Origin of the sequence: Flavobacterium sp. (genome assembly GCF_029242675.1) — a bacterium.
Taxonomy (GTDB): Bacteria; Bacteroidota; Bacteroidia; order Flavobacteriales; family Flavobacteriaceae; genus Flavobacterium.
The window spans coordinates 1-25,451 of sequence record NZ_JAQWTM010000348.1 but is presented as its reverse complement, the minus strand read 5'-3'; the positions used below and the strand labels follow the sequence as shown (position 1 = coordinate 25,451).

The 25,451-nt window shown below is 33.8% G+C and carries 17 protein-coding genes and 1 pseudogene; 10 read left to right on the top strand and 8 right to left on the bottom strand.

The window, feature by feature from the left end:
- The 4 genes from P8M54_RS12755 to P8M54_RS12740 form a co-directional block, all read right to left on the bottom strand.
- On the bottom strand, positions 1-283 hold a 283-nt coding region (locus P8M54_RS12755), incomplete at its 3' end, for a 2TM domain-containing protein (protein WP_300288299.1).
- Entirely contained in the window at positions 274-1,608 is a 1,335-nt protein-coding gene (locus tag P8M54_RS12750; RefSeq protein ID WP_300288298.1) for a histidine kinase, read from the bottom strand. The genes P8M54_RS12755 and P8M54_RS12750, both read right to left, overlap by 10 nt.
- Before the next feature lie 55 nt (positions 1,609-1,663).
- Positions 1,664-2,314 carry a hypothetical protein gene (locus P8M54_RS12745; RefSeq protein ID WP_300288296.1) on the bottom strand — a complete coding sequence of 217 codons (651 nt, stop codon included), beginning with the start codon at positions 2,312-2,314 and terminating at the stop codon, positions 1,664-1,666.
- A 220-nt stretch (positions 2,315-2,534) separates the two neighbouring features.
- A complete protein-coding gene (locus P8M54_RS12740; protein ID WP_300288295.1) occupies positions 2,535-4,694 on the bottom strand; it encodes a TonB-dependent receptor in 2,160 nt (719 codons plus the stop codon).
- Between the two features lie 277 nt (positions 4,695-4,971).
- Here P8M54_RS12740 and P8M54_RS12735 point away from each other — a divergent pair, with 277 nt between their 5' ends.
- The 6 genes from P8M54_RS12735 to P8M54_RS12710 all read left to right on the top strand — a co-directional run bounded on the left by P8M54_RS12735 (position 4,972) and on the right by P8M54_RS12710 (position 10,815).
- Positions 4,972-5,529, top strand: a complete 558-nt coding sequence (locus tag P8M54_RS12735) for a sugar O-acetyltransferase (protein WP_300288293.1) — start codon at positions 4,972-4,974, stop codon at positions 5,527-5,529.
- A gap of 61 nt (positions 5,530-5,590) precedes the next feature.
- Positions 5,591-5,986, top strand: a complete 396-nt coding sequence (locus P8M54_RS12730; RefSeq protein WP_300288292.1) for a hypothetical protein — start codon at positions 5,591-5,593, stop codon at positions 5,984-5,986.
- 232 nt (positions 5,987-6,218) lie between these two features.
- The gene (locus P8M54_RS12725; protein ID WP_300288291.1) at positions 6,219-6,758 is read left to right on the top strand and encodes a hypothetical protein; all 540 of its coding nucleotides are present in this window, start codon (positions 6,219-6,221) and stop codon (positions 6,756-6,758) included.
- A 56-nt stretch (positions 6,759-6,814) separates the two neighbouring features.
- Positions 6,815-7,174 carry a four helix bundle protein gene (locus tag P8M54_RS12720; protein WP_300288290.1) on the top strand — a complete coding sequence of 120 codons (360 nt, stop codon included), beginning with the start codon at positions 6,815-6,817 and terminating at the stop codon, positions 7,172-7,174.
- A 78-nt stretch (positions 7,175-7,252) separates the two neighbouring features.
- On the top strand, positions 7,253-8,311 hold the full coding sequence (locus P8M54_RS12715; RefSeq protein WP_300288289.1) for a nucleoid-associated protein: 1,059 nt from the start codon (positions 7,253-7,255) through the stop codon (positions 8,309-8,311).
- Positions 8,312-8,445: 134 nt separating this feature from the next.
- Positions 8,446-10,815, top strand: coding sequence for a GAF domain-containing protein (locus tag P8M54_RS12710; RefSeq protein WP_300288288.1), 2,370 nt, complete (start codon positions 8,446-8,448; stop codon positions 10,813-10,815).
- On the opposite strand, the gene P8M54_RS12705 is transcribed toward P8M54_RS12710, so the two are convergent.
- Positions 10,812-11,999, bottom strand: coding sequence for a Pycsar system effector family protein (locus P8M54_RS12705; protein ID WP_300288286.1), 1,188 nt, complete (start codon positions 11,997-11,999; stop codon positions 10,812-10,814). The two genes, P8M54_RS12710 and P8M54_RS12705, sit on opposite strands and share 4 nt — an antisense overlap.
- 25 nt (positions 12,000-12,024) lie before the next feature.
- Here P8M54_RS12705 and P8M54_RS12700 point away from each other — a divergent pair, with 25 nt between their 5' ends.
- On the top strand, positions 12,025-15,759 hold the full coding sequence (locus P8M54_RS12700) for a metallophosphoesterase (protein ID WP_300288285.1): 3,735 nt from the start codon (positions 12,025-12,027) through the stop codon (positions 15,757-15,759).
- On the opposite strand, the gene P8M54_RS12695 is transcribed toward P8M54_RS12700, so the two are convergent.
- Together P8M54_RS12695 and P8M54_RS12690 are read right to left on the bottom strand one after the other, a co-directional pair.
- Positions 15,742-16,620 carry an SdiA-regulated domain-containing protein gene (locus P8M54_RS12695; protein WP_300288284.1) on the bottom strand — a complete coding sequence of 293 codons (879 nt, stop codon included), beginning with the start codon at positions 16,618-16,620 and terminating at the stop codon, positions 15,742-15,744. The two genes, P8M54_RS12700 and P8M54_RS12695, sit on opposite strands and share 18 nt — an antisense overlap.
- Before the next feature lie 45 nt (positions 16,621-16,665).
- The gene (locus P8M54_RS12690; RefSeq protein ID WP_300288283.1) at positions 16,666-17,730 is read right to left on the bottom strand and encodes a hypothetical protein; all 1,065 of its coding nucleotides are present in this window, start codon (positions 17,728-17,730) and stop codon (positions 16,666-16,668) included.
- A gap of 258 nt (positions 17,731-17,988) precedes the next feature.
- Here P8M54_RS12690 and P8M54_RS12685 point away from each other — a divergent pair, with 258 nt between their 5' ends.
- From P8M54_RS12685 to P8M54_RS12675, 3 genes are all read left to right on the top strand, one after another.
- The gene (locus P8M54_RS12685; protein WP_300288282.1) at positions 17,989-18,903 is read left to right on the top strand and encodes an ATP-binding cassette domain-containing protein; all 915 of its coding nucleotides are present in this window, start codon (positions 17,989-17,991) and stop codon (positions 18,901-18,903) included.
- A gap of 3 nt (positions 18,904-18,906) precedes the next feature.
- Positions 18,907-19,743, top strand: coding sequence for an ABC transporter permease (locus tag P8M54_RS12680; RefSeq protein ID WP_300288281.1), 837 nt, complete (start codon positions 18,907-18,909; stop codon positions 19,741-19,743).
- Between the two features lie 229 nt (positions 19,744-19,972).
- Entirely contained in the window at positions 19,973-24,436 is a 4,464-nt protein-coding gene (locus tag P8M54_RS12675) for a T9SS type B sorting domain-containing protein (RefSeq protein WP_300288279.1), read from the top strand.
- 284 nt (positions 24,437-24,720) lie between these two features.
- Here P8M54_RS12675 and P8M54_RS12670 read toward each other — a convergent pair.
- Positions 24,721-25,451, bottom strand: a pseudogene (locus P8M54_RS12670) (translational GTPase TypA); the annotation flags it as partial.

The window sequence follows — 25,451 nt, the reverse complement described above, 5'->3', positions numbered from 1 at the left end:
CCATGAATTCTTTGATCTTTTGTTCTTCCCAATCCTGAGAAAAAAAAGGCATATAATTAAACACCTTCAAACCATGAATTACAACTCCAATTCCCCATCCAAACAGCGGCCAATAAAACCATAAATGATTAGGTGATGTCCATAAATTTAGTGCTAAAAGCCCTAGATTTACCAAAATATAAGATGCTAAATTACCATAAAATCCCTTTATTTCCTCAACTCTTTTTTTAGCATTATAAAATCGTTGTTCGTCTTGATACGTATTTTCCATGATTATTTCCATTTATTATTAGTTGAATTTTTTTCTAAAATTTCTTTTATTTTTCGTTCCTCCCAATTGGAGCTATACCCAAAAACTTGTAGCGCATGCATCGTCAAACCAAATCCCCATCCTATAGCCGAAAACCAAAACCAGTGAAAGTGAGGCGAAAATTTTAGGTTTATAAAAATTAAGAACGGTATCACGCAACAATAAGAAATTAAGTTTCCATAAAATCCTTTTAGTTCTTCTACTCTTTTCTTCGCTTTAAAATAAGCGTTGTTTTCATTGTAATTTGATGTTGTTTCCATAACAGTAGTTTGTTTAGTTAAAATAGGTATTTTGACCGTAAATGTTTTTTCATTTTGTTCTATCATCACTTTTCGTCGCGTGATTATCGCATAGCGATTAATAATATTTTGTAATCCTACCCCTTGCCTATCCTGCAGGACTTCCTTTTTTTGAAAGTCGTTTTGAATGACTAAAAATCCGTTTTCGATATAAATCCGAATTTGTAATGGTTTTTGAGCACTGATTACATTGTGTTTTACTGCATTTTCTAATAAAAGCTGTAAGGACAGCGGCACTACTTTGGCTTCAGGATCAGGATTCACTACTTGCAACTCATAATCCAAGCTGTCTTCAAAACGCATTTTTAATAGATTCATATACGTTTTGGCGAAAGCCAATTCTTCCTCAATCGAGACTAGCTCTTTGTCTTTTTGTTCCAAAACGTAGCGATATACCTTTGACAATGAGGTGGTGAACCGTTGTGCATTATCTGGGTTTTCTTCTATGAGAGAACTTAATACATTCAGGCTATTGAATAAAAAATGAGGATCAATTTGGTTTTTTAAGCTCTCGAATTTGGCATTTGCAGTCCCTGCAATTATTTTCTGCTCTTTTATCCTGTTCTCGTTATAGGCTTTGTAAAACGAAATTGCATAAATCGATAGCGTAACAAAAAAGGTAATTATTATTGCGGGTAGGTAATTGATTGGTCGCTCCGTGGCTAAGAATTCTTCAAAAGATCTTTTGTTGTAAAGCACTTCCTCAAAAACGTGCATTAAAAAAATAACTGCTAATGAAACAATAAAAGAACCTATGAAACCAACTATTATCCTTCTAATTGAAAATCGATCGACAAAGTAAGCGTCTAATTTGATGAAGAGATAATAATTTACACCGTATAACGAGAAGGTATACAAAGCGGTGAAAACAAAATTGACTAGTAATTTTTGACCAATTTGAATTTCACTTCCCATCATTAGGTTGATCAGTTGAATAATTACAAAAATGATAAGCGTTAATTTTATCGCTCTACTTAGCTCTTTATTTTTGGTATACATTATTGCAATTTTATTTTATATGTTACTTTAAGAACACTATATTTTACAATGCTCCTTATTTACATTTAGCTTGTGCTGCCAATGCTCGATCTAATCCCCAAGTTGGTGAAAAAGCCGTTTCGGGTTTAAAAGTAGCAAAAAGTCCAATAGCTTTTTCTATCTGGGCACACATCGGTTTCGTGTCGGTTCCCCAAAACTGCGCTGCTCCAATTTCAAACTCAGCCTTTCCAAAAACAACTCTAGGATTGTTTGGTGCTATTGCTTCTGCTTGACCGTATAGCTCCATTACTGCTCCCGACAGTTTTTGTCCGTAAGTCATAGGATCAAAACTAATCCAAGCGGTATTGATCATGGCTTGCATTACATAAAGCTCGGCGTTAGTTTCATCTTTAGCTAATTCTAAACTCAATGCGTTTTGTGCTTTGGTTAGTAATAAGTTGATTTTTTCTTTATCCTTTGTACCAAAAGCAGTTGTTGTGTTTACCAAAGCTACATAATAATTTGGTAACCATTTGGTAGGTTCAGCAGCAGCTATTCTTTCGAATAAGTCGGAAGCTTCAGTACTTTTACCTTCTTTCCAAAGTCCGAATGCTTTGCCCATTCCTTGTTCGTATTGTCCTGGAGTTGCTGGAGCAATAGCTTGTTGGCCTTGAGCCGAAATAAAAGTGATCATAAATACGGTGAATGCAGTGATTAATTTTGTCATGATTTCTTGGTTTAAAATTGATTAATTATTTTTTGATGATTGAAACGTTATTTATTTATAGTTCAAAAGTAATCCCGTTATAGCTCTAAATAAATTTAATAGTACTGAACTGTCGGTTTTCGAGGATGAATTGCTTAGTTAGTCAATAATTGCAAAGTCGAAGGTCATAAAGCCAGCACTATCACTTTACAAACTTTAAGACTTTTAAACTTGAGACTTATTATAAGTTTTTCAACTGATTGTCTTTTTTATCTTTACTTATTGTCCAAAAGAAACCAACAAAAAAGAAACGATAAGCAGTTGGGATTATCTCTTTACGATTGTAAAAACCATTACTATCCGGATTTCGAGCATAATCGTACCCAAAAACATTTTGAGTTCCTAATATATTCGATACCGAGAAATATAAAATCTTTTGCTGACTGATTAAGTAGGCCCAATTAAAACTTAGGTTGTTGTACCCCTTAGTTTTTCCGTTCATAAATTGGGTTTCGTTTGGGTTATTGTAGGGACGACCTGAGCTAAAGGAATTCGTAAAACCAATTTGAGAACGCCAATCAGTAATGAAATATTTGGTAACCAATGACAAAGAATGATCTGCTACAAAGCTAGGTGTGGCTGCCGTTGGGAAATTCCTGTACTCTCTTTTGGTATCGATATACGAATAGGAAAGCCAATATTCTAAATTCTTTATGGACTTTCCATCTCGCCAAAACAAATCCAATCCCTTGGCATAGCCCGATCCATTATTTGTAAACACGGAGTTGAAAGCAATCGAAGGTGTATCGTATGTAACCAAATTAGCATAGGCTTTACAATAGGTTTCGGCTCTAAAAGTTTGACTGTCCTTACTGTATTGAAAATTAAGAATATAATGTGACGCTCGCTCACTTTCGAACTGATGCCATTTTGAATATTTGATATAATCTACGCTTGGACTTTGCGAAAAATCTCCGTAAGCTAGCGAAAACTGACTGTTTTTTGACACTTTATACGCCATCGAAATTCTTGGCGCTATAGCCGTTTCATCAAGCAAGTTATTATATGAAGCTCGTAAACCGACTTTAGCAGCTACTTTTTTCGAAAACAGAATATCTGCCTCCGTAAAAACCGCACCAATAGCGGAATTATATCCCGTATTAGCTGCTGTACCTGAATTAGGTTTGAAATTTTCGTCGAATTTAGTGATAAAATAATCAGTTCCAAAAGACAGTTTAAAATAATTAGAAAAGTTCTTTTTTAGTTTTAGTTTTAAATGCGCCGCATTTTCATAGTTTACTACATTATCTAAATCAAGCCCTATTTGGTTCTTACTGTAACCGTAACTTAAACCCGTCACCACTTGCCAACCGGTTCCAAAACGCCCATTGTATGACGTATTGAAATAAAAGTTGTCATTGTTGATTCCAACTCTTATTTTGTTAGGTGTATTTATGTTGTCTTGATTGATATCTAATTTTGAAGAATCAAAAGCAGCGTAAACTTTTAAGATTCCGTTATTGAAATTATACCGATAAACCGATTCACCTGATAAAGACTGAAAGGGCTTGTTCCAGTCCACATTTTGAGGAATAACGGCTTGATAGGGCGCTAAGTTTATATATGAAGCATTGATACTGAGCGAGCTTTTATTCCATTTTTGGGTATTTCCTAGACCTAAACCTACAGTCATTAATGAGATTTCGGTTTTATTTTGATCCGGATTATCCTCGGTATTCAAGAGTAGTACACTAGAAAGTGCTTCACCATATTCAGCGGAGTAGCCTCCCGTTGAAAAAGCGATTCCACTGAATAAAAAGGGAGAAAAACGCCCTCGCGTAGGCACATTGCCAATTGTCGCATTATACGGTTGCGCTACTCTGATGCCGTCGACAAATGTCTGGGTTTCATTAGCCTCGCCACCGCGCACAAAAAGGCGTCCGTCCTCACCTACACTTTGGGTTCCAGGTAAGGTTTGCAGCGCGGCAATAATGTTGCCTGCTGAACCTGCAGTTGTAACAATATCTAATGGTTTTAAAACAGCTACTCGTGCTTTATCGCCGGTTTCCATGGTTCCTGCAGAGATAACAACGGCATCGAGCGTATTGCTACTTTCTCTTAAAACAATCGTTTGGTTTTTAAAATCTGTAACATTGACGACTGTTCTTGTGGTTTCATATACTAAAAAGCTTGCCACCAATGTTTGCTGTCCAATTGCCGTGGTTGTAAATAAAAATTGTCCGTTTTCATCAGTAGTTGCTCCATCGTAAGTACCGTCAATGTAGATGTTGGCGCCTGCGATAGGTTTTCCTTTTTTGTCGACTGTTTTTCCTGAAAGGGTCGATTGGGCAAAAACCGCTGAAGCAAAAAGTAAAATGGTAAAGGTAAAAAGTGATTTCATTTGGTTTGATTTTGATAGTCCAAAAGTAATAGCAAACCAACTCTCCTGAAATTTAATGAAACTGAACTGTTGAATTAAGAGGATGAGTTGTTGCACTTTTAATTTTAGATTATATTTACAACGAATCGTGCTAGTTTACTGCCTTCGTTTGCATGAGGGATAGTAGTGGAAATCTTTTTATGAGGCTTGTAGCCGAAAAAAAGATTGAAACGGATAGCGCGACCGACCCCGATGGTTATCGGGGTTGCGGAGGGCATGCCCAAAATAAAATTAGAAAATGAAGACTGAAAAAAATAAAATGATTGCCGGAGAATACTACAATTCAGGAGATGCGACATTACTAAAAGACCGCCGCCGTGCCAAGAATTTATTGCACCGATTGAATGTGACGGAGTATCGAATTACGAAAAAAGCAAGAGAAATCATAGCCGAATTGATTGCAAACGCGGGCTCTAATTTGTACATCGAACCGCCATTTCATTGTGATTACGGCTACAATATCGTTTGTGGAGACAATGTGTATTTTAATGTAAACTGTGTTGTCCTGGACTCTGCTCCGGTTACGATAGGCTCAAACGTGTTTTTTGCGCCAAATGTGCAGTTGTACACGGCTACACATCCGCTGGAGGCTGATTTGCGACGAACGCTCGAAAATGCACTACCAATAACGATAGGCGATGATTGCTGGATAGGTGGCAATACGGTGCTGTGTCCCGGAGTTACGATAGGAAAAGGATCAGTGATAGGTGCTGGCTCAGTGGTAACAAAGGATATTCCTGAAAACGTGCTTGCTGTGGGCAATCCTGCAAAAGTGATTCGGAAATTGAATAATTAATACACCTGTAAACTAAAATGTACTATATTTGGCAGTAAAAGTTCCACTTAAATAAAAGATAATGAAAAAGCTTAAAGTACTCTTAATTTTGGCATTAGTTGTAATGGCTAATTCGGTTTCGGCACAATCTACATTTGATAAATGGCCCGCAATAAAAGAATTTCATGATGTAATATCAGCCACTTTTCATCCTGCTGAGGAAGGAAATTTAGCTCCTATAAAAGCACGATCAGAAGAAATGATGACCAAAGCTGCTGCTTTATTAACCGCTCCTAAGCCTGCAGAATTTAAAACTAGAGCAATCGTAGAAGCTAGCGAAAAATTAAAATTACAAAGTATTGGTTTGAATGCTCTAATTATGGGTAATGGATCTAATGACAGCATTGTGAAAGAACTAACTGAAATGCATGATGTGTTTCATGAAATAGTAGGACTTTGTTCAGAGTCAAAAAAATAATTAAGTAGCCTAATCAATTGATTAGGCTTTTTTGATGCTTTATGTTGCCAAATAATCATTCATAAATCACTATTATTTCGTTTAAAAAAAGCGATGAGATTCAAGTTGGTAAGATTAGCCATTGACTGTTCGAAAAGAATTTTTAAGAGAAAATCTTATCAACAAAACACATTTCCAAAAGTAAAATCTAAAATTAAATTTTACCTTTGACCTCTCATTAAAAACAAAGATTATGGTTTACAAATTCAGAGTTATTCTAGATGCCGAAGAAGATATTTTTAGAGATATCGCGATACTTGCTGAAGACACTTTAGAAGATTTACACAATGCGATCTTCAATTCATTTGGATTTGATGGTATGGAAGTGGCCTCTTTTTACACTTGTGATGAAACTTGGAATCAGGAAGATGAAATTTCGCTTTTTGACACCGGAGATGTTCTAGGTGAACAAAAAATCATGAGCGACTATAAACTAGCTGATATTTTAGACGACGAGAATACTAAAATTATCTACGTTTATGATTTTATCAATATGTGGACATTTCTAGTAGAACTTGCTGCCATTGAGGAGGAAGAACCAGGGAATTTTTATCCTGAAACTTTGTTTTCACATGGTGAAATGCCAGATGAAGCCATGGAAAAAAACTTTGAAGCTGATAATGCCGATGACTATGCTAACGACTATGAAGATGGATTAGATGAAGATGATCTAGACATGTTCGAAGGCGACGATAGTTTTGAAGATTATGGGTTTGAGGAGAATTGGAATTAGACTTAGTACAGTTTCAAAGCTACAGAGCTGCAAAGTCACAAAGTAGATAAGAATATATGGGAACCTTCAGAGACTTATTAATTTGGCAGAAAGCAATGTTAGTTGTAACTGATATTTATGCTATAACGAATAATTTCCCTAAATCTGAAATCTATTCTCTCACGTCGCAGTTGAGACGAAGTGCAATTTCAATTCCAAGCAACATAGCCGAAGGTTATGGTCGACATGGAAGCAAAGATTATTTAAAATTTTTGAATATAGCTATTGCGTCGTTATTTGAAATGCAAACGCAAATTGAAATTGCATACAATTTAAAATATATAGACCAAACACAATTTAACAAATTATACGAAGACAGTAGGGAAATTGAAAGAATGATAAGTGCTTTTTCGCGGAAAATAAAAACAACTTTATAATTGAATTTATTCTGCAAAGCGAAACAACTTTGAAACTCTGGAACTCTGATACTTTTAAACTTTGAAACTAAAAAACAAATGATCAACCTATTTAACACGCACATCGAGACGCTTTCTATCCACAGAGTGGGAAACAAAAGCCGTAACGAAGCTCTTTTTTTATCAGAACAAGCTTTTAGTCTTAATGACGAAATTGTTCCGTTGATGAAGGAATTTTTCTTGAAACCTTTTAGAGAGAAAGAAGAAAACTACTATCAGTTTGCTCATGAAGTCGATTTAGACTACAACGATATGTTTAAATATGCAACAGAAATTTTTGATAATCCATCTGCTTTGCATGAAACGTCAAAAAAAATCACGAAGCATTTGTTTGAGCAATCAAACCATCCACATATCAAAAACGGAGAAGTTTATGTTACTTATTTGACTAATGTAAACATTGATAATAATCCAGTAGACGCTATCGGAATTTTTAAAAGTGAGTTACAAGCCGACTTTTTACAGTTTGAAGAAAAAGGAACACACCTAGAAATGATTTTACAACAAGGGGTAAACTTGAGTAAATTAGACAAAGGGTGTATCATTTTTAATCACAAAAAAGAGGAAGGGTATAAAATCCTAACCGTTGACAGTAACCGTTATGATGCTCGTTATTGGTTGGAGCACTTTTTATCAGTAGATGCTTTTGAGGATGAAAATTTTATCACTAAAAAGTATTTAAAATTTTGTCAAAACTTTGCCAAAGACGTTGTTTTCCCTGCTGAAGACAAGAAAGAAGAGGTAATGTTTATGAACCGATCTGTAAATTATTTTGCAAAGAACGATCAATTCGAAGAAACTAACTTTTTGAATGAAGTCTTAGACAATCCAGATTTGATTCCGGAGTTTAAAAACTATAAAGTCGATAAAGGTGAGAAATACAGTATCGAAGATGTAACATCATTTCCTATTGCAAACGCAGCCGTATCTGATGCGCGCAAGTCTATTAAAAATGTAATCAACTTGGATACCAATATTCAGATTAAGATGGATTTTATCAATCCTGAAAGTGCTGAAAAATATGTAGAAAAAGGCTGGGACGAGGAAAAACAAATGTATTATTACCTAGTTTATTTCAATAAAGAACAAAAATCATAAATTTAATCAGTGAAACTACTTTTTACTAGATAAACAGCAATCTCCAATTATGAAATTAATTGGAGATTTTTTTTATAATTATATTGGGACTGCATCACAGGTTTATTTGTAAATTTGTTCCATAACTACGCTACATGAACATCAAAATTTTTAAGGAAAGTCCATTTAAAACCCTAATTTCATTTCATAAACTCATCGAGTCACTAGAAGAAACGGCAGCGTCTGATGTTGATTACAAGGCGAATTATGCTCAATCAATACTAGATGAAATAGAGACCATTCCAGAATTTAAAACAGGTATAGAGCAGTTTTCTACAATTGAAAAAAACAAGGAGATCATACAAAATTTACTGGCAGAATTATTTCCAAAAGCTTTAACGCACAATGAAATAAAAGCGGTCACCATTCCTTTTCAAAATCTAACCTTTAATTTCACAGAGCGGTTCAAAACAATATTGAGAGATGCAGGTGATTCGTTCGACATGACTATTAGAGATTTTAGTGACGATGAATTTTACATAATGAGTTGTATCTTAATTTTGAATAGCTATTACAAGCAAAATTTTGACATCAGCAGACCTTTGTTTTATGACATTCCAGATTCAGACGGAATTCATAAACATTATCGCATTTTATACAATGTAGATTTTATCGAAATAATGCCCACCAATAAAGCAATTTCTCTTACTCAAGAAGACATTAATTTATTGATGGATAATTATGGTACTATTGCCATCTGGAAGGAGAAATTCCCCAAAGACAGTTGGATTCTAAAAGGATTTGGAATAGTTACCTTATTTAATGCTACAATTGAAAGTGCTGTTTCTCACTTAAAAAGCAGCCTTTTAAAGTCAGAGCAAAAGCAAAATGAGCTCGATACTAACATCCAAGATATCTTTAGGTCTATTTTTAAAATACCGGACTTGAGGGTGGGTCTAATGATATACAATCAAGAAGAAAGCACCTTCACTAGACCACCTTTTAATGATGACACTGTAGAAAGCTTTATACTTTCGGATAACAAAAAAATTGATTGTGAGGACTCCGTTTTTGGATGTTCCTTGAAAAATATTTTAGATTCTAAAAAACCATTTAGCATTTCGAATGTATCAAATTTTGGTACCACCCCTGGAAATCGAGAGTTCGCTTTACATTTGTTGTCACAAAACATTCAGAGTTGTATTCTAGCTCCTGTGGTGAAAGGAAATAGACTATTAGGAATAATGGAATTAGTTTCATCTGAAATAGGGAATCTAAATTCACTCAACGCAAATAACCTAGACTTAATACTTCCTTACATTGTTGATACTCTGGAACGATACAACAACGATTTAGAAAATCAACTTGAAGCCATAATTCAAAGGGAATACACGGCAATTCATTCCAGTGTATATTGGAAATTTAAGAAAGAGGTTCAAAAGTATTTTCAAAACATATCCTTCAACAAAGAATATGTATTCAAGGAAATTGTCTTTAAGGAGGTCTATCCACTTTATGGACAAATCGATATCAAAAGTTCTTCATTCCATCGCAATCAAACAGTAAAAGAAGATTTAAGACTCCAATTACACTCTTTATTAGCTATTTTTGATACTTTAAAGGGAACTAAAAATCTACCTATTTTAGAACAACGAAAATTTGAAATGAAAGCTTTCGTTACTGAATTAGAGGGGGAATTAAAAACGGATACGGAACAGCAAATTCAAAATTATATCAAGAAGGACATCCATCCAATAATTACTAAAGCTATAGTTGCGACTGGTTCTCAAGAGGAGATAAAAAAATACTTTTCACACATCGATCCTAAGTCTGGCTTGTATTATGAATCTAGAAAAAAGTTCGATGAAGCCATGTCAATTATTAATAAAAAGATGGCTTCTATTATTGATAAAGCACAATTGGAAGCACAAAACATTTTTCCACATTACTTTGAAAGATTCAAAACGGATGGTGTAGAACACAATTTATACATTGGAGCAGCGATAGCTCCTGATCAGCAATTTGATAAAATTTATTTAAGCAACTTAAGACTTTGGCAATTACAAACTTTATGCAAAATGGAATTAGAACATCATAGGTATAAATCGGTATTGCCATATGAACTAGAGGTAACCTCATTAATTCTTGTATTCAGCTCACCTATCTCAATCCGATTTAGAATGGATGAGAAAAGATTTGATGTTGACGGAACTTATAATGCTAGATATGAAGTTGTGAAGAAAAGAATTGACAAAGCTAACATAAAAGATACTGAAGAAAGAATCACACAACAGGAAAAAATAACCATCGTTTACTCTCATAAAGAGGAGGAGAGAGAATATTTAAAATATATTAAATTCTTACAATTTAAAAATATTTTAGAACCTACCATTGAACAATTTGATGTTGAGGAATTACAAGGAGTCTCTGGCCTAAAGGGCATTAGAATTAAAGTAGTGAATACCATTTCTAAAAACCCCGATAAGCAATATACTTATGATGAATTACTTGAAGAACTGGACTAAGCACTAGCCCAGTTAAAGGCTATAACAAAGGCAATAAAAGATATTATTAATCCGATCATAAATATGTTATAGGTTATTCGTAACAACCTATACTTTTTTTCCAGAACAAGCCCAAGAAAATATAAGTCTTTAATTAAAGAGTTATACAAATATTCTCTATCATTCATCATCTCATTAACTGCCCATTCATACTCTTGTAAAGGCATTTTATAGAAATTACCAAAAAACAATAAGTTCACTTTTTTCTCGGCTATGTCTTGTCTTGTAAATGTACCACTTGTTACTTTAGGTCGAGTTGATAAAATTGCGAAAACAATAGATACTACGCTGAAAAGAAGCATTATAAAAGTGGGATAAACCAAATGCTCGTTGCGTATGCTATCCAATTTTGGTATTAAAGAGGACAAAGCAATTGAAATTATAATTGCATTTACAGACAATAAAATATTAGCCTTACTATCAGCAATACCACTCAATCGAGTATGATTGTTTAGTGTTATCCTGAATAAAGTATCAATCCCTCTATCTGGTTTTTTATCCTTTATCTTCTTTTTATTTTTTAAAACCACATTCTTTTCTTTACTCTTGGTCCCCAACTTTTTTATAATATCTTCTATTAAAACTATATTATTTTTCTTAGGACCTGTCCAATTATCCTTGGCAAAAGCCGTATGATAGACATGATTTTTGGAAAGCATTTTCAAATTCTCTTTCGCCCATTTTTTATCTGAGAACGTTTTACCCTGCGTTTTTTCCCATTCTTTTCTTAATAACTCACACCTTAACAGGTAATTATCAGTTGAAAAATGATAATAATCGGCATCCCGAATTATTTCCTCTAATATATTTTTAGGTGTACTATTATATCTTGTAACATCTATTAAAGAACATACCTTTTTAATATAGTCCTTTGAAACGTCCTGGTCCTTTAAAAATTTTTTTGCAATTGAAATGCTTAAGTCCTCATGATTAGTGCTTCCATGAATATAACCGCAATCATGAAACCAAGCTGCAATTTGAACTATCTCACTATCAATTTTATCGATATTTTCGTTTTCAGCAAGCACTTTCGCTGCGTTTACAACATCTAAAGTGTGGTTGAAATTATGATACGTAAATAGCTCAGAAAGATTATCTTTGAGCAAATTGTATATAAACTGTTCAGCTTGTTCGATTATATTCATATTAATAAATTTATACTTCTAAATTATGAAATTGTTTTATGATTACTCTTTTTTAAAAAAATATCTATTTAAATATACCCTTTTAGTTTTAACATTATTCTTTATACAAAGTTGCGCTACTTATCGTCCTAAATATGGGAGTAAAATAGCTGCACCTAAATCCGCTAATGATATTGATACTTCTAAAGTTTCACATACTTTTTACCTGATTGGTGATGCTGGTTATGCAGATGAAACCGCTACAAAAAGCACTTTGAAAAATATTGATGACAAACTAAAAACATCAGATAAAAATGCTACACTGTTATTTTTAGGTGACAACATCTATCCCAACGGAATGCCTGACAAAGAAAACAAAAAAGGTTATAAGTCAGCAGAAAATAAATTATTAAATCAGTTAAAACTTTCACAAGGTTTTAAAGGAAATACAATATTCATTCCTGGAAATCATGATTGGTATAGCGGAATCAAAGGCTTGGAGAATCAAGAAAAATTTGTAACCGACTATTTAAAAGATAAAAACTCTTTTTCTCCTCGTAATGGTTGCCCTATTGAAGAGCATGACATTAACGATAAAGTCTTACTTATTACCATTGACAGCCAATGGTTTTTATTAGATTGGGATAAAGAACCGACCATTAATGAAAATTGCGATATCAAAAACAGGGAAGCTTTTTTTGAAGAATTAGAAAGTATTTTGAGTAAGAATGAAGATAAAACGATACTTCTAGCTATTCACCATCCACTGATTAGTAATGGAACGCATGGCAATCAATTTTCTTTAATGAAGCAATTATTTCCTTTCCAACAAAAAATCCCTTTACCTATTATAGGGTCCCTCATCAACCTTGTTCGAAAAACCTCAGGATTTAGTCCTCAAGACATTCAAAACAAGCAATACACCTTATTGACTAAGCGTATTAAAACAATACTACAAGATAAGGAAAATGTTATTGTTGTTTCCGGACATGATCACAATTTGCAATATATCGACAAAGACAATATCAAACAAATCATTAGCGGTGCTGGTTCAAAATCAGAAGTTGCTAGAGCTGTATTTCCCTATGATTTTTCGTATGGAGGAAATGGATATGCTATTTTAAAAGTTTATAAAAAAGGAGATGTAAAAGTTTCCTATTTTGCTAATGATGATAAAGATGATAAATTATTATTCGAAAAAACAGTAGTAAAGGTCGTAGATAAAAAAATTAAAGAGTATCCAAGTTCTTTTCCAGCTACGACAACAGCCTCCATCTATGATAAAGAGCTGACCAAAAAAAGTTGGTTTTACCGCTTGTTTTTTGGAAAACATTATAGAAAATATTACAGCATGCCTGTGGTCGCAAAAACGGTTACCATTGATACCTTAATGGGCGGAATGGTTCCTAAAAGAGCAGGTGGCGGACATCAAACTAGATCATTGCAGTTAGTAAGCAAAGATGGTAAGGAATATGTATTACGAGCTATGAAAAAAAGTGTTTCTAGTTTCGTGCAATCAGTAGCTTTTAAAGATCAATATGTTGCAAACGAATTTAAAAACACTTACGCCGAAGGATTTTTATATGACTTTTATACAACAGCACATCCGTATACCCCTTTTGCAATTGGCAATTTAGCGGCAAAAATTGGTATATCCCATACTAATCCAAAATTATATTATGTACCTAAACATTATGCGTTGGAAGAATTCAATGAAGAATTTGGAGATGAATTGTATATGTTCGAAGAACGTACAGATGAAACTCAAAAAAATCTAAAAAGTTTTGGTCAGCCAGACGACATTATCAGCACGGCCGACTTATTAGAAAATTTGAGTAAAGACGAAAAATATTCAGTAGATGAAAAAGAATATATAAAAGCTAGACTGTTTGATATGCTTATTGGTGACTGGGATAGACACTATGATCAGTGGAGATGGGGCGAATATAAGATTAAGGACAAAGTGGTTTACAAACCAATTCCAAGAGATCGAGACCAAGCCTTTACCAAGTATGATGGTGCATTACTCTCTTTGTTAATGACAAAGTCAGAGCTAAAACACATGCAAACTTTTAAGGATGAAATTAAAAAATTAAGATGGCTAAATAGAGAGCCCTTTCCTCTTGATCTAGCATTTATAAAAAAAGCCGATAAGAACGAATGGATAAATCAAGCTAAATACATTCAATCTCAATTATCGGATAACGATATTGATCTAGCTTTTAATAACCTTCCTATTGAGGTGCAGGACAAAACTATTGAAGAAATAAAACGTAAATTAAAGATACGAAAAAACGATCTTGCAAAATATGCTGCTGAGTATTACCAAGAGTTACAAAAAACAGTCCTTATCGTGGGAACCAATAAAGACGATAAATTTGTAATTGACCACAACAAGAAAAACAATGTTTTAATAGATGTATATCGTTTAAAAAAGGAAGGTGACGAATTAATGTTTTCTAAAAATTATACAGCTGCTAAGACTAAAAACATTTGGATTTATGGATTAGATGATAAGGATAAATTTGAAGTAAAAGGTAAAGCAGAGACCTCAACTAAAATTAAATTGATTGGTGGATTAAATAATGATGAGTACAAAGTTGCAAATTCAAAACGCCTAACTATCTACGATTATAAATCAAAAGACAACACGTTTGACCTTGACGAAAAAACCAAAACTGTTTTAACTGATGATTATACTATCAATCAATACGATTACACTAAGCCTAAATTTAGCTACTTTTCAAAATTTCCGTCCTTTGGTTATAATCCTGATGATGGACTCAAAGTTGTGCTATTAACCAAGTTCCTTGTCAATAATTTCAAACAAAATCCATATTCACAAAAGCACACCTTAAATGCTGGCTATTATTTTGCTACAAATGGATTTGACCTAGTTTACAATGGACATATCCCGAAACTTTTTGGCACATGGGACTTTAATCTGGAAGGTCGCTTTACCAGCCCTAATTTCTCTATAAATTATTTTGGCACAGGAAATGAAACTACCAATGATGATACTAATTTAGGATTAGATTACAACAGGGTAAAAATCAGAATGATCAAAATTGCTCCATCAGTTGTGAAATTTGGTCGTTATGGAAGCGAAATAAATTTCAAAACTTCTTTTGAAAGAATAAAAGTAGAAGGGACTACCAATAGGTTTATCAACCTACCTGCAGTAGTGAATCAAAAGGTGTTCGAGGCCCAAAACTTTGCAGGAGCTAGTTTAAAATACAGCTTTGAAAATTACGATATCAAATCATTACCAACTATGGGACTAGGATTTTCGGTAGCTAGTAGCTGGACTACCAACCTTCAAGAGGCAAAAAGAAATTTCCCAACTATAGAAAGTCATTTAAATATAAACCATAGAATTGATTCTAATGGGAAATTAGTACTCGCTACCATTTTAAAGTCTAAAATGATACTAAATGATAATTACGAATTTTATCAAGGAGCAACACTAGGTGGTGATTTTGACTTGAGAGGTTTTCGTAACGAGCGCTTTTTAGGTCGTCAATCGTTTTACCAAAGCACTGACTTGCGATGGAATTTAGGGAAAATAAAAAGGAGTATAATACCTATGTCCTACGGACTTCTAGGTGGATTTGATTACGGACGAGTTTGGAAAACAGGAGAAGTTTCAAATCAATGGCACAAGTCTTACGGAGGAGGTTTGTGGTTAAATGGATTAAATGTTGTAACCGCTAGACTAACCTATTTCGCAAGTCAAGAGGATCAACCACGAATTGCTTTTGGACTAGGATTTGGATTTTAAATCCGTAATTTTTACCGCATAAACGTTCCCACCTATTTTTTTTGTTTTTTCATCAGCAATTAATAAGTTTTCGTTATCCTTAAAACATACTGCCTCTTTTTGAGAGTTGTGTTCTAAATCTAATTCTTGAACATTACCTGAGAGGAACGCATCATTTTTGAAATTATCAAACAGCCATAATGTATCGTGACAAAGTAAAACTACTTTGGACTGGTCAGGACTTATGGCTGCACTGGTAATTGCGCAGGTACTAAAGTTATCACAGCTTTTAAATTCAGCTACCTTTTGGGCAAGTTGTGTTCCAGCTCGATTAGCCACCTTGTACATAAAAGTAGTACCATCGAACCCTTTGCTTCTGTTTTTTGTAAAAAGATAAAAATTGCCTTTGTATTCAAAAAAACCTTCTACATCAAAAAACATTTCTTTTTTCTTGGGAGGGAAAGAGTGTTGTTCAGGATACGAAAAGGAAACTTTGTAGTCTGGAACTGCCTGTTGTGACGACAAAGATTCTTTGTTAATTTTATAAATACATAAATCTTTTCGATCGTTGTTGTTATTTCCAAAATCACCAATATAGATATTTCCCGCTTGGTCTTTAGTGATATCTTCCCAGTCCCTATTTTTAGCCCCTGAAATTTCAATCTCATACTTTATTTTACCCTCTGCAGTCAATCCATAAATTTTATCAGCATTACCGCTATCTTCTAAAGTCCAAAGTAACTTCGAATCATTTGCATAGCTAATACCTGAAACTTCCTTAAGGCTTTTTGGAAGAGAAAATAGGTTTTCTAAAGGTCTTCCATCTTTTTGGCAAGCTAGACTTACAATTGAGACCAATAGTATTGATACGTAATTTTTCATAAAATTAAATAGGTTCATAGTAAAAGTAAGTAAAATGAAAGAGCATTAAAACCCCGGTTTAAATAAATTAGTATGCTTATAATTTCTGGTAATAAATTTAAAAGCAGCGCTCAAAACATTACCCATTCGTTTGGCGTTTTTAAAATTCATATCGTTAGTGTAACGGTATAAATCCATTTTAAGTTGTTCTATATGTTCATCAGGAGCAATATTATCTTGACCCATGATTCTCAAAATTCTCTTGATACGGTTTTCAGCAGATATAATTCTTTTTGCTAGCGCAGCACGCTCTTCATTTTTATACTGCTCAATAGAACTATCTTGCAATTTTTCACGAACTAGCTTAACCATTGGTAAGTTCTCTTTAAAAAACTGAGGTCTGTAAATCTTAAAATTCCCTTCATAACACTGCTGATCAAAATCAATGGGGCGTATTTTATAAACCACTTGATCAAAATCGTGAATAGGAACTATTACATAATTGTAAGCTCTCATATCTCCCAAGAGTCTAATCATGCAACGTTCATTAAATTTAACGAACTCTTTGGCAATTTGCGCTTTCTCAGATTCTGTACAACTCGTTAAAAGCGTTTCCATAAATACATCACCCGGAATACCAATAATGTGCTCTTCGATCAATGTGTCCTCGTACACTAAAAAGTTTATTTTGTCAGGAGATAAAATATGTTCTAATTCTAATCCATAAATACGAGAAGCATCAGCTTTTTTGACATAAAAATGGGTGTAATTATCATTTAGAATATTTCTCACTTTTACTCTAAAGGGTTTTGAATTCCCAAAGGTGCAGTAATCAATCGCATCGACATTCAAAAACTTAATAATATCTACATTACCATCTGAGTGCAGCAAGGAGTAGATTTTTTTAAGATTAAGGTCAATTTCATTTCTTTCAAACTCATTGTAAAAAACTCTTGCCCACAAGGTGTCCTGATCATTTTTATCATAAACATTAATAGCTCCTGAAAACCGCAGTAAATCATCGTAACAAACTGAAACCTTGGATATACGATCAAATCGTTCTAGGTAATCAAAAAGTAACTTGTTAATTGGATAAGATGGTTTTTTAAAAAGTATATTAGAATCGCTCATGGTAAATAGTATAAAATGCAAATTTACGCCAATTTACAACCAAAAAAGAATAAATACCCAACTACTTATTTCCAATAAAAAAGGATCATCTAACTTAAAATTATCATTTATAAGTAGTAGTATTAAATTGGATTGCAAACCAACGATTAGCATTGTGCTAAAATTGTGCCGAATTTTAAAGCAAAGAAAGCCAAGTTTACATCTGATAGTAACAATTAGTGCGATCACTCGTCTTACTTAAAACTAAAAGACAAAAATTTGGAAACAATACTTTCAATTAAAAACCTCAATAAACGTTACGGCAGTCTACATGCACTGCAAGATGTTTCATTTGATATACAAAAAGGTCACGTTTACGGTATTTTAGGGCCGAATGGTAGTGGGAAATCAACAACATTAGGGATTGTTCTAAACGTAGTCAATAAAACCTCAGGCGAATACAGCTGGTTTGGTGGCAAAATAGAAACGCACGAAGCTCTAAAAAAAGTAGGGGCGATTATCGAAAGACCTAACTTTTATCCCTACATGACAGCGGTTGAAAATTTAAAATTAGTATGTAAAATCAAAAACATATCTTACGCTAAAATTGAAGAAAAACTAGAATTGGTGGGCTTACAAGAACGAAAAAACAGTAAGTTTAGTTCTTTTTCATTGGGTATGAAGCAACGATTAGCAATTGCATCTGCATTACTTAATGATCCCGAAATTTTAATTTTAGATGAACCTACTAATGGCTTAGATCCGCAAGGAATTCATCAAATTAGAGATATTATAAAGAAAATTGCCTCACAAGGAACAACCATTTTACTTGCCTCTCACCTATTAGACGAAGTCGAAAAAGTTTGCTCTCATGTTTTAGTTTTAAGGAAAGGTCAAGTACTCTACGCAGGAAGCGTTCACGAAATGACTGCTAACGAAGGTTTTTTTGAACTTCAGGCCGATGACAATGCAATGTTAAAGAAAGTGTTACTTAAACATGCTGCGGTGGATAGTATCAAAGAAGAAGAAAACAAGTTATACGTTTACCTAAATGCTGCACTTGAAGCTGCTGAACTAAACCGCTTTCTGTTTGAAAACAGTATCGCCCTTAGTTACTTAGTAAAACGTAAAAACAGTCTTGAAGAGCAATTTTTAGAATTGACAAACCAATCAAAATCAAATAATAAAAACTAATTCATGAAACGATTATTATCAATAGAATTGCAAAAGATATGGATGAACAAAGCTAGCAAAGTTCTAACTCTATGCTACTTTATCTTACTATCATTTATTGCTTTAATAGCTTCCATAAAATTTGAAATTGGTGCAATAAAACTACATTTTGCCGAAATGGGGATCTTTAATTTCCCTTTTATATGGCATTTTAACACGTATATTGCTGCTTGGCTAAAATTCTTTCTTGCAATAGTCATTGTATCAATGATGGCAAATGAGTATAGCTATGGAACCTTAAAGCAAAATTTAATTGACGGAATGAGTAAAAAAGAATTTATTCTTTCTAAATTCCTCACTATAATTGTCTTCGCCCTATGTTCGACAATCTTTGTATTCGTTTTAAGTTTAATACTTGGATATAGTTTTTCATCTTACACAGAAATAAGTATAGTTTTTTCGGGCTTGGAATACATTATCGCCTTTTTTGTAAAGCTAGTTGGTTTTTTCTCTTTCTGTTTATTTTTAGGAATTCTTGTGAAACGCTCTGCTTTTGCGATAGGATTTTTATTTATTTGGGGAATCATAGAAAGCATAGCTAAAGGTCTTTTAGTCTTTCAAATTTTTCCAGATAGCAAAATAGGAGGATATATCACACAGTTCTTTCCTTTGGAATCAATGTCTAATCTTATTGTAGAGCCTTTTACACGATTAAATTTGATTAAAAATATAGGAACACAACTTGGTGTGGATGATATCAAAGATTATGGCGTACCCTTTTCTGCAATAGTAATTGTGCTAGCTTGGTCTTTTATTTTTACGGCACTTTCCTATAAACTGCTTAAAAAAAGAGACTTATAATAATCAGCTATACATTTCTTATTTATTAATGTTGATTGCTGCAATAAGGCCTTTTTACCCTTTTTGGAAAAAACTTGCAATTGCGAGCATAAATTATTGAAATATCACACTAAAAGTCAGAGGGAGAAAAAACAGAAATTACTAATAGTTTTAAACTTTAACAATAGGAGAACTAATTAAACAGCTATTTTGGGATAAGAGATAGAAAATATTTTTATATTTTTAGCCCATGAAAAAAATTACATTATTATTCTTTCTTTTTGCTACGTTATCTGTTTTTAGTCAATTTAGCAAAACGCATTACATACCACCGTTGAGTTGCTCGAATAACATAGGAGTAGCTGACCAATATTTATATATCTCTACTCCCACGACCACCAATGTCAACTTCATTATTACTAGTAATGGCGCGACAATAGCAAGTGGGACAGTATCCAACACCTCTCCTTTTGTATACTTTATTGGGCAAGGCAATAATACAACCTTAATTACTCCGAAAACTAATATTGGCATAGTCACCAATAAAGGTTTTATAGTAGAGGCCGAAGATTTGATATACGTAAGTGTTCGTTTAAATGCGGCTTTTAGTACGTTCAATAGTACATATGCACATGCTGGAGGGTTAGTTTCCAAAGGAAATAGTGCGCTTGGTAAGACTTTCCGATTAGGCGCCATGCTAAATCCACTTAATGATAGCAGTTTATTAAATTTTGCTTCCATTTTAGCCACAGAAAACAGTACTAAAATTACAATTTCCAACATACCTGTAGGAACAGTTTTAACTAGTGGAGTTGTAACAGCAGGTGACATCACAGTTACCCTTAATAAAAATGAAAGCTATGTTTTAGCTTTAGAAAATTCTGCAAGCTCCCCTTCTAATAGTTCAAAAATGATTGGTGCCCTTGTGGAATCTGATAAGCCTGTGGTGGTAAACTCTGGCTCATTTGGAGGAAGTAATAGTACATTAGTTAGTAATACAGGTCAAGGAATAGGTAGAGATATTGGTTTTGACCAAATTGTGCCATTAGAAAAAACAGGTAAAGAGTATATTTTTGTAAAAGGTATTGGTACTGACGAAATTGAGCGTGTTCAATTAATTGCCAGTGAAGACAATACTGAAGTATATTTAGATGGAACCACCCTGTTTAAAATATTAAATAAAGGAGAATTTGCTGATATCGATGGTAGTAAGTTCACTGATGACAATTTATATATCAGAACAACTAAAAATGTAGCCGCATATCAAAGCATTGCTGGAACCAACAGCCCTGCTAATCAAAATTTATTTTTTGTACCACCCTTAAACTGTTCAACTCCAAATATAGTAGATAACATCCCAGTAATTCAAACCGTTGGGACTACTAATTATTCAGGTAGTTTAAATATCGTAACTGAGGCAGGAGCAACGGTTTCGATAAACAATAGTACACTAAGTACCGCGCCCGTACCAGTCAAAGGTAATCCAGGTTTTGTGCGCTATACCGTTAGTAATTTGTCCGGAAATATTGCAGTCAAATCAACAAGACAAGTATATGTGTCTTATTTTGGAACCAATATTAATGCCACTTACGGTGGTTATTATTCTGGCTTCGACACTAAACCTGAAATCGTAATGGATAAAATTACCGTTGCAAGTTCCACATGCATACCAAACGTAAAATTAAAAATAAGCACTTTATCCTCTTACGATACTTTTCAATGGTATTTTAATGATGTAGCAATACCAGGTGCAACTTCAAATCAGTACACTCCCACTCAACCAGGATATTACCAAGTACAAGGAAGTATTGTAGGTTGTCCAAGTACTGTACCTATTTTTTCAGATAAAATCCCAGTAAGTTCATGTCCTGAAGACACTGACAATGATGGAACCAACAATAATATCGATATCGACTTAGACAATGATGGTTTGTTAAATATAGAAGAGGCTAGTAAAATATTGCTTAATCAGTCCAATCCATTCCTTGGAACCGAGTTTTCAGGAGCGCAGACAGGAACAGGGACAATCACAGGAAAACCTTTGTATGGCTTTGTAACAGAAGTACCTGCAGGGATCATCAGTAACAGTAGCTACACTTTAAATTTTAACCAACCCTACTCCATCTCCTTCAATTATATTGGTCAAGATAATGCAAGCCAAAATACTCCTGCAGCAGATTATTTAAAAAGTGATGGCGATTTTATCATTAAAGTACCCACTAATAGAACAATTACTGTAACAGACCCTAACGGTCAACTTTTAATTGATACTAATTATGACGGTCAATATGAAACAGGGGTAAAGGAATTTTCTTCATTTGAAATTCGTTTTCGACTTAACAGTACGGTTCCCTTAGCGCCTGGCACAGGAACGTTCAAATTTCAATCGTATTTAACTAATGCTGTGACGTTAACTCATAAAAATTTATCTGAATCGAATGCTAACAGAGCTACTTTTCAATTAGATTACTATCAAGTAATTGATACCGATAGCGACGGAATACCAAATTTACTAGATTTAGATAGTGATAACGATGGAATTCCTGATACTATTGAAGCTCAAGGAAATGAACTAAAAAAATATTCGGGCGTTGACACTAATAAAGATGGATTGGATAATGCATTTGAACCCGGACTTATACCTATTGATACAGATGCCGATACACACAAAGATTATTTAGATCTAGATAGTGATAACGACGGAATTTATGATTTGAAAGAATCTGGTAGTTCAGCAATCGATACTAATGCTGACGGACGTGTTGATGGCTCACCAGCTAGTTTTGGTGCAAATGGACTCTCTAATAGCTTAGAAACAAGTCCAGAATCAGGAAAAATAAACTATATAGTCGTAAATACGGATGCTGATAATTGGTATAATTATATAGATTTAGATAGTGATGCTGATACTTGTTTTGACGTCACTGAAGCCGGTTTTACAGACAATAATAAAGACGGAATACTAGGTAATAATCCAGTAACCGTAAACAGCAACGGACTAGTAACAGGTGGTATAGACGGCTATACAACACCCAATAACAACTATATTACCGCAGCACTGATAGTAATAAATGACCAACCAAAAGATCAATTCGAATGCAATCTTAATCAAGCAACTTTTAGTATTACTACAAATGCAATAACAGCATACCAATGGCAGGTTTCAATAAATGGAACAAATTGGAACTCGATTGTAAATAACGCAACATATACTGGTGCTACTACAGCTACTTTACAAATAAATAGTATTAGCAACGCTATGAATGGTTACAAATTCCGCGCAGTCTTAAGCAAGGTTGGAAATACTTGCGGATTGACTTCAAATCCTGCTACACTCACAGTATACACATTACCAATTTTAAATTCACCAGTGACACTAGTGCAATGTGATGATGACACTGACGGAATATCTAACTTTAATTTAACTGAAAAAAACAGTACAATAACTACTGACTTTGCCGCCATGAAGTTTACTTACTTTACAACTTTTGCAGGGGCAAATTCAAATAATAGTTCTTTTTTAATAAGCAACCCACTTAGTTATACAAGTGGAAACAATACCGTTTGGGCAAGGATAGAAAACAATAATAAATGTTCTAGCGTAGCTGAATTAAAATTAGTAGTTTCTACAACGCAAATACCAGCCTCTTTTAGAAGAACAATTGCCTTATGTGATGATTATATTGACGCAGCTAATGATGATAAAGATGGTGTTTCAACATTTGATTTTAGTGCCATAAATACTGAAATCTTAAGTCTGTTGCCTAGTCCGAGTTCTCTATATACAATTACGTATTATGAGAATGAAGCAGATGCCCTAGCCGAAGTAAATAAGATACCCAATCCAGCAAACTATCGCAATACAAATTCGCCTAATCAACAAATAATTTGGGTACGAGTAGATAGTAATCAAGACAATGCTTGCTACGGATTAGGTCCACATATCAGGTTGGTGGTCAACTCAAAACCAGATATTAACACCAATGATGATCATAAAGACGACCAATTAGTTTGTTCTAATTTACCTTCCTTTTTTGTTCAACTTGATGCAGGCATACAAGACGGAAGCCCTACAAGCAATTACACTTATGTTTGGACTAAAAACGGAAATGTTATTAATGGACAAACAGGTCCTACACTTGATGTAAATGAGGAAGGCGAATATGCTGTTACTGTTACAACCGCAGGAGGAGGGTGCAGTAGAACCAGAACAATTACAGTTGTAGCATCAGATAAAGCGCTAATTACCGACATAGCTATTGAAGAGTTAGATGACATTAATACCATAACCATCACAGTAACTGGGCAAGGAGACTATGAATATTCATTAGATGATGAATTAGGTTTTTACCAAGACTCTAATTTTTTCGATAATGTAACCCCTGGAATTCACGATGTATTTGTAAGAGATAAAAACGGCTGCGGAACAGTTACAAAAGCAGTCGCTATTTTGGGACTGCCCAAATTTTTTACGCCTAACGGAGATGGTTTTAATGATTTTTGGAAATTAAAAGGCGCCAATGCACTATTTAATTCTAAAGCGATCATCTATATATTTGACAGATACGGTAAATTATTAAACCAATTAAATCCTGCAGGACCGGGATGGGATGGTACCTTTAACAATCGACCTTTACCTGCAGATGACTACTGGTACACTGTAAAATTAGAAGATGGTCGCGAAGCGAAAGGACATTTCGCACTAAAAAGATAATTTCAATTGAAATAGAATAACCGATTTCAAAAAAATGCCCCATAAAGTTACGAACTTAATGGGGCATTTTTAAAGATAAAAACTAATGGTATATCTTTTAAGACTACAGTTCATTTGATCAATAATACACCGCTAGCAAACGCTTGAAAAACAGATCAGAACTGAAATTAAAAATACTGTATTTACGATTGCTATACCCAGGAGGACGTAGCGGTTTACTTGTAATTGATCATAAAAAAAGCCATTCTAATGAATGGCTTTTATATATTAAAAAATATTAAATATTAGAATTTAAATCTTTTTCTATCAGTCTCTGTTAAGTAAATCTTTCTCAAACGAATAGATTTAGGTGTCACCTCAACATATTCATCTTTTTGAATGTACTCTAAAGCTTCTTCTAATGAGAAAATAATTGGAGGAATAATTCTAGCTTTATCATCATTTCCTGATGAACGTACGTTAGATTGCTTTTTCTCTTTGGTTACGTTAACACACATATCATCAGCACGAGAATTCTCACCAATTACTTGACCTTCATAAATTTCAGTATTTGGTTCAACGAAAAACTTACCACGATCCTGTAATTTATCGATAGAGTAAGGAATTGCTTTTCCTTTTTCCATAGAAATTAATGAACCTTTATTACGTCCAGCAATTTCTCCTTTGAATGGCTCATAACCAATAAAACGGTGTGACATAATTGCCTCACCAGCAGTTGCAGTAAGCAACTGATTACGTAATCCAATGATTCCACGAGATGGAATATTGAATTTCACAATCATACGTTCTCCTTTAGTTTCCATGCTTAACATTTCACCTTTACGCATAGTTACAAACTCTACCGCTCTACCTGAAAGTGTTTCTGGTAAATCGATTGTTAACTCTTCAATTGGCTCACATTTTTTACCATCAATTTCTTTGATAATAACTTGTGGCTGACCGATTTGTAACTCATACCCTTCTCTTCTCATTGTTTCAATAAGAACAGATAAGTGAAGTACACCACGACCAAAAA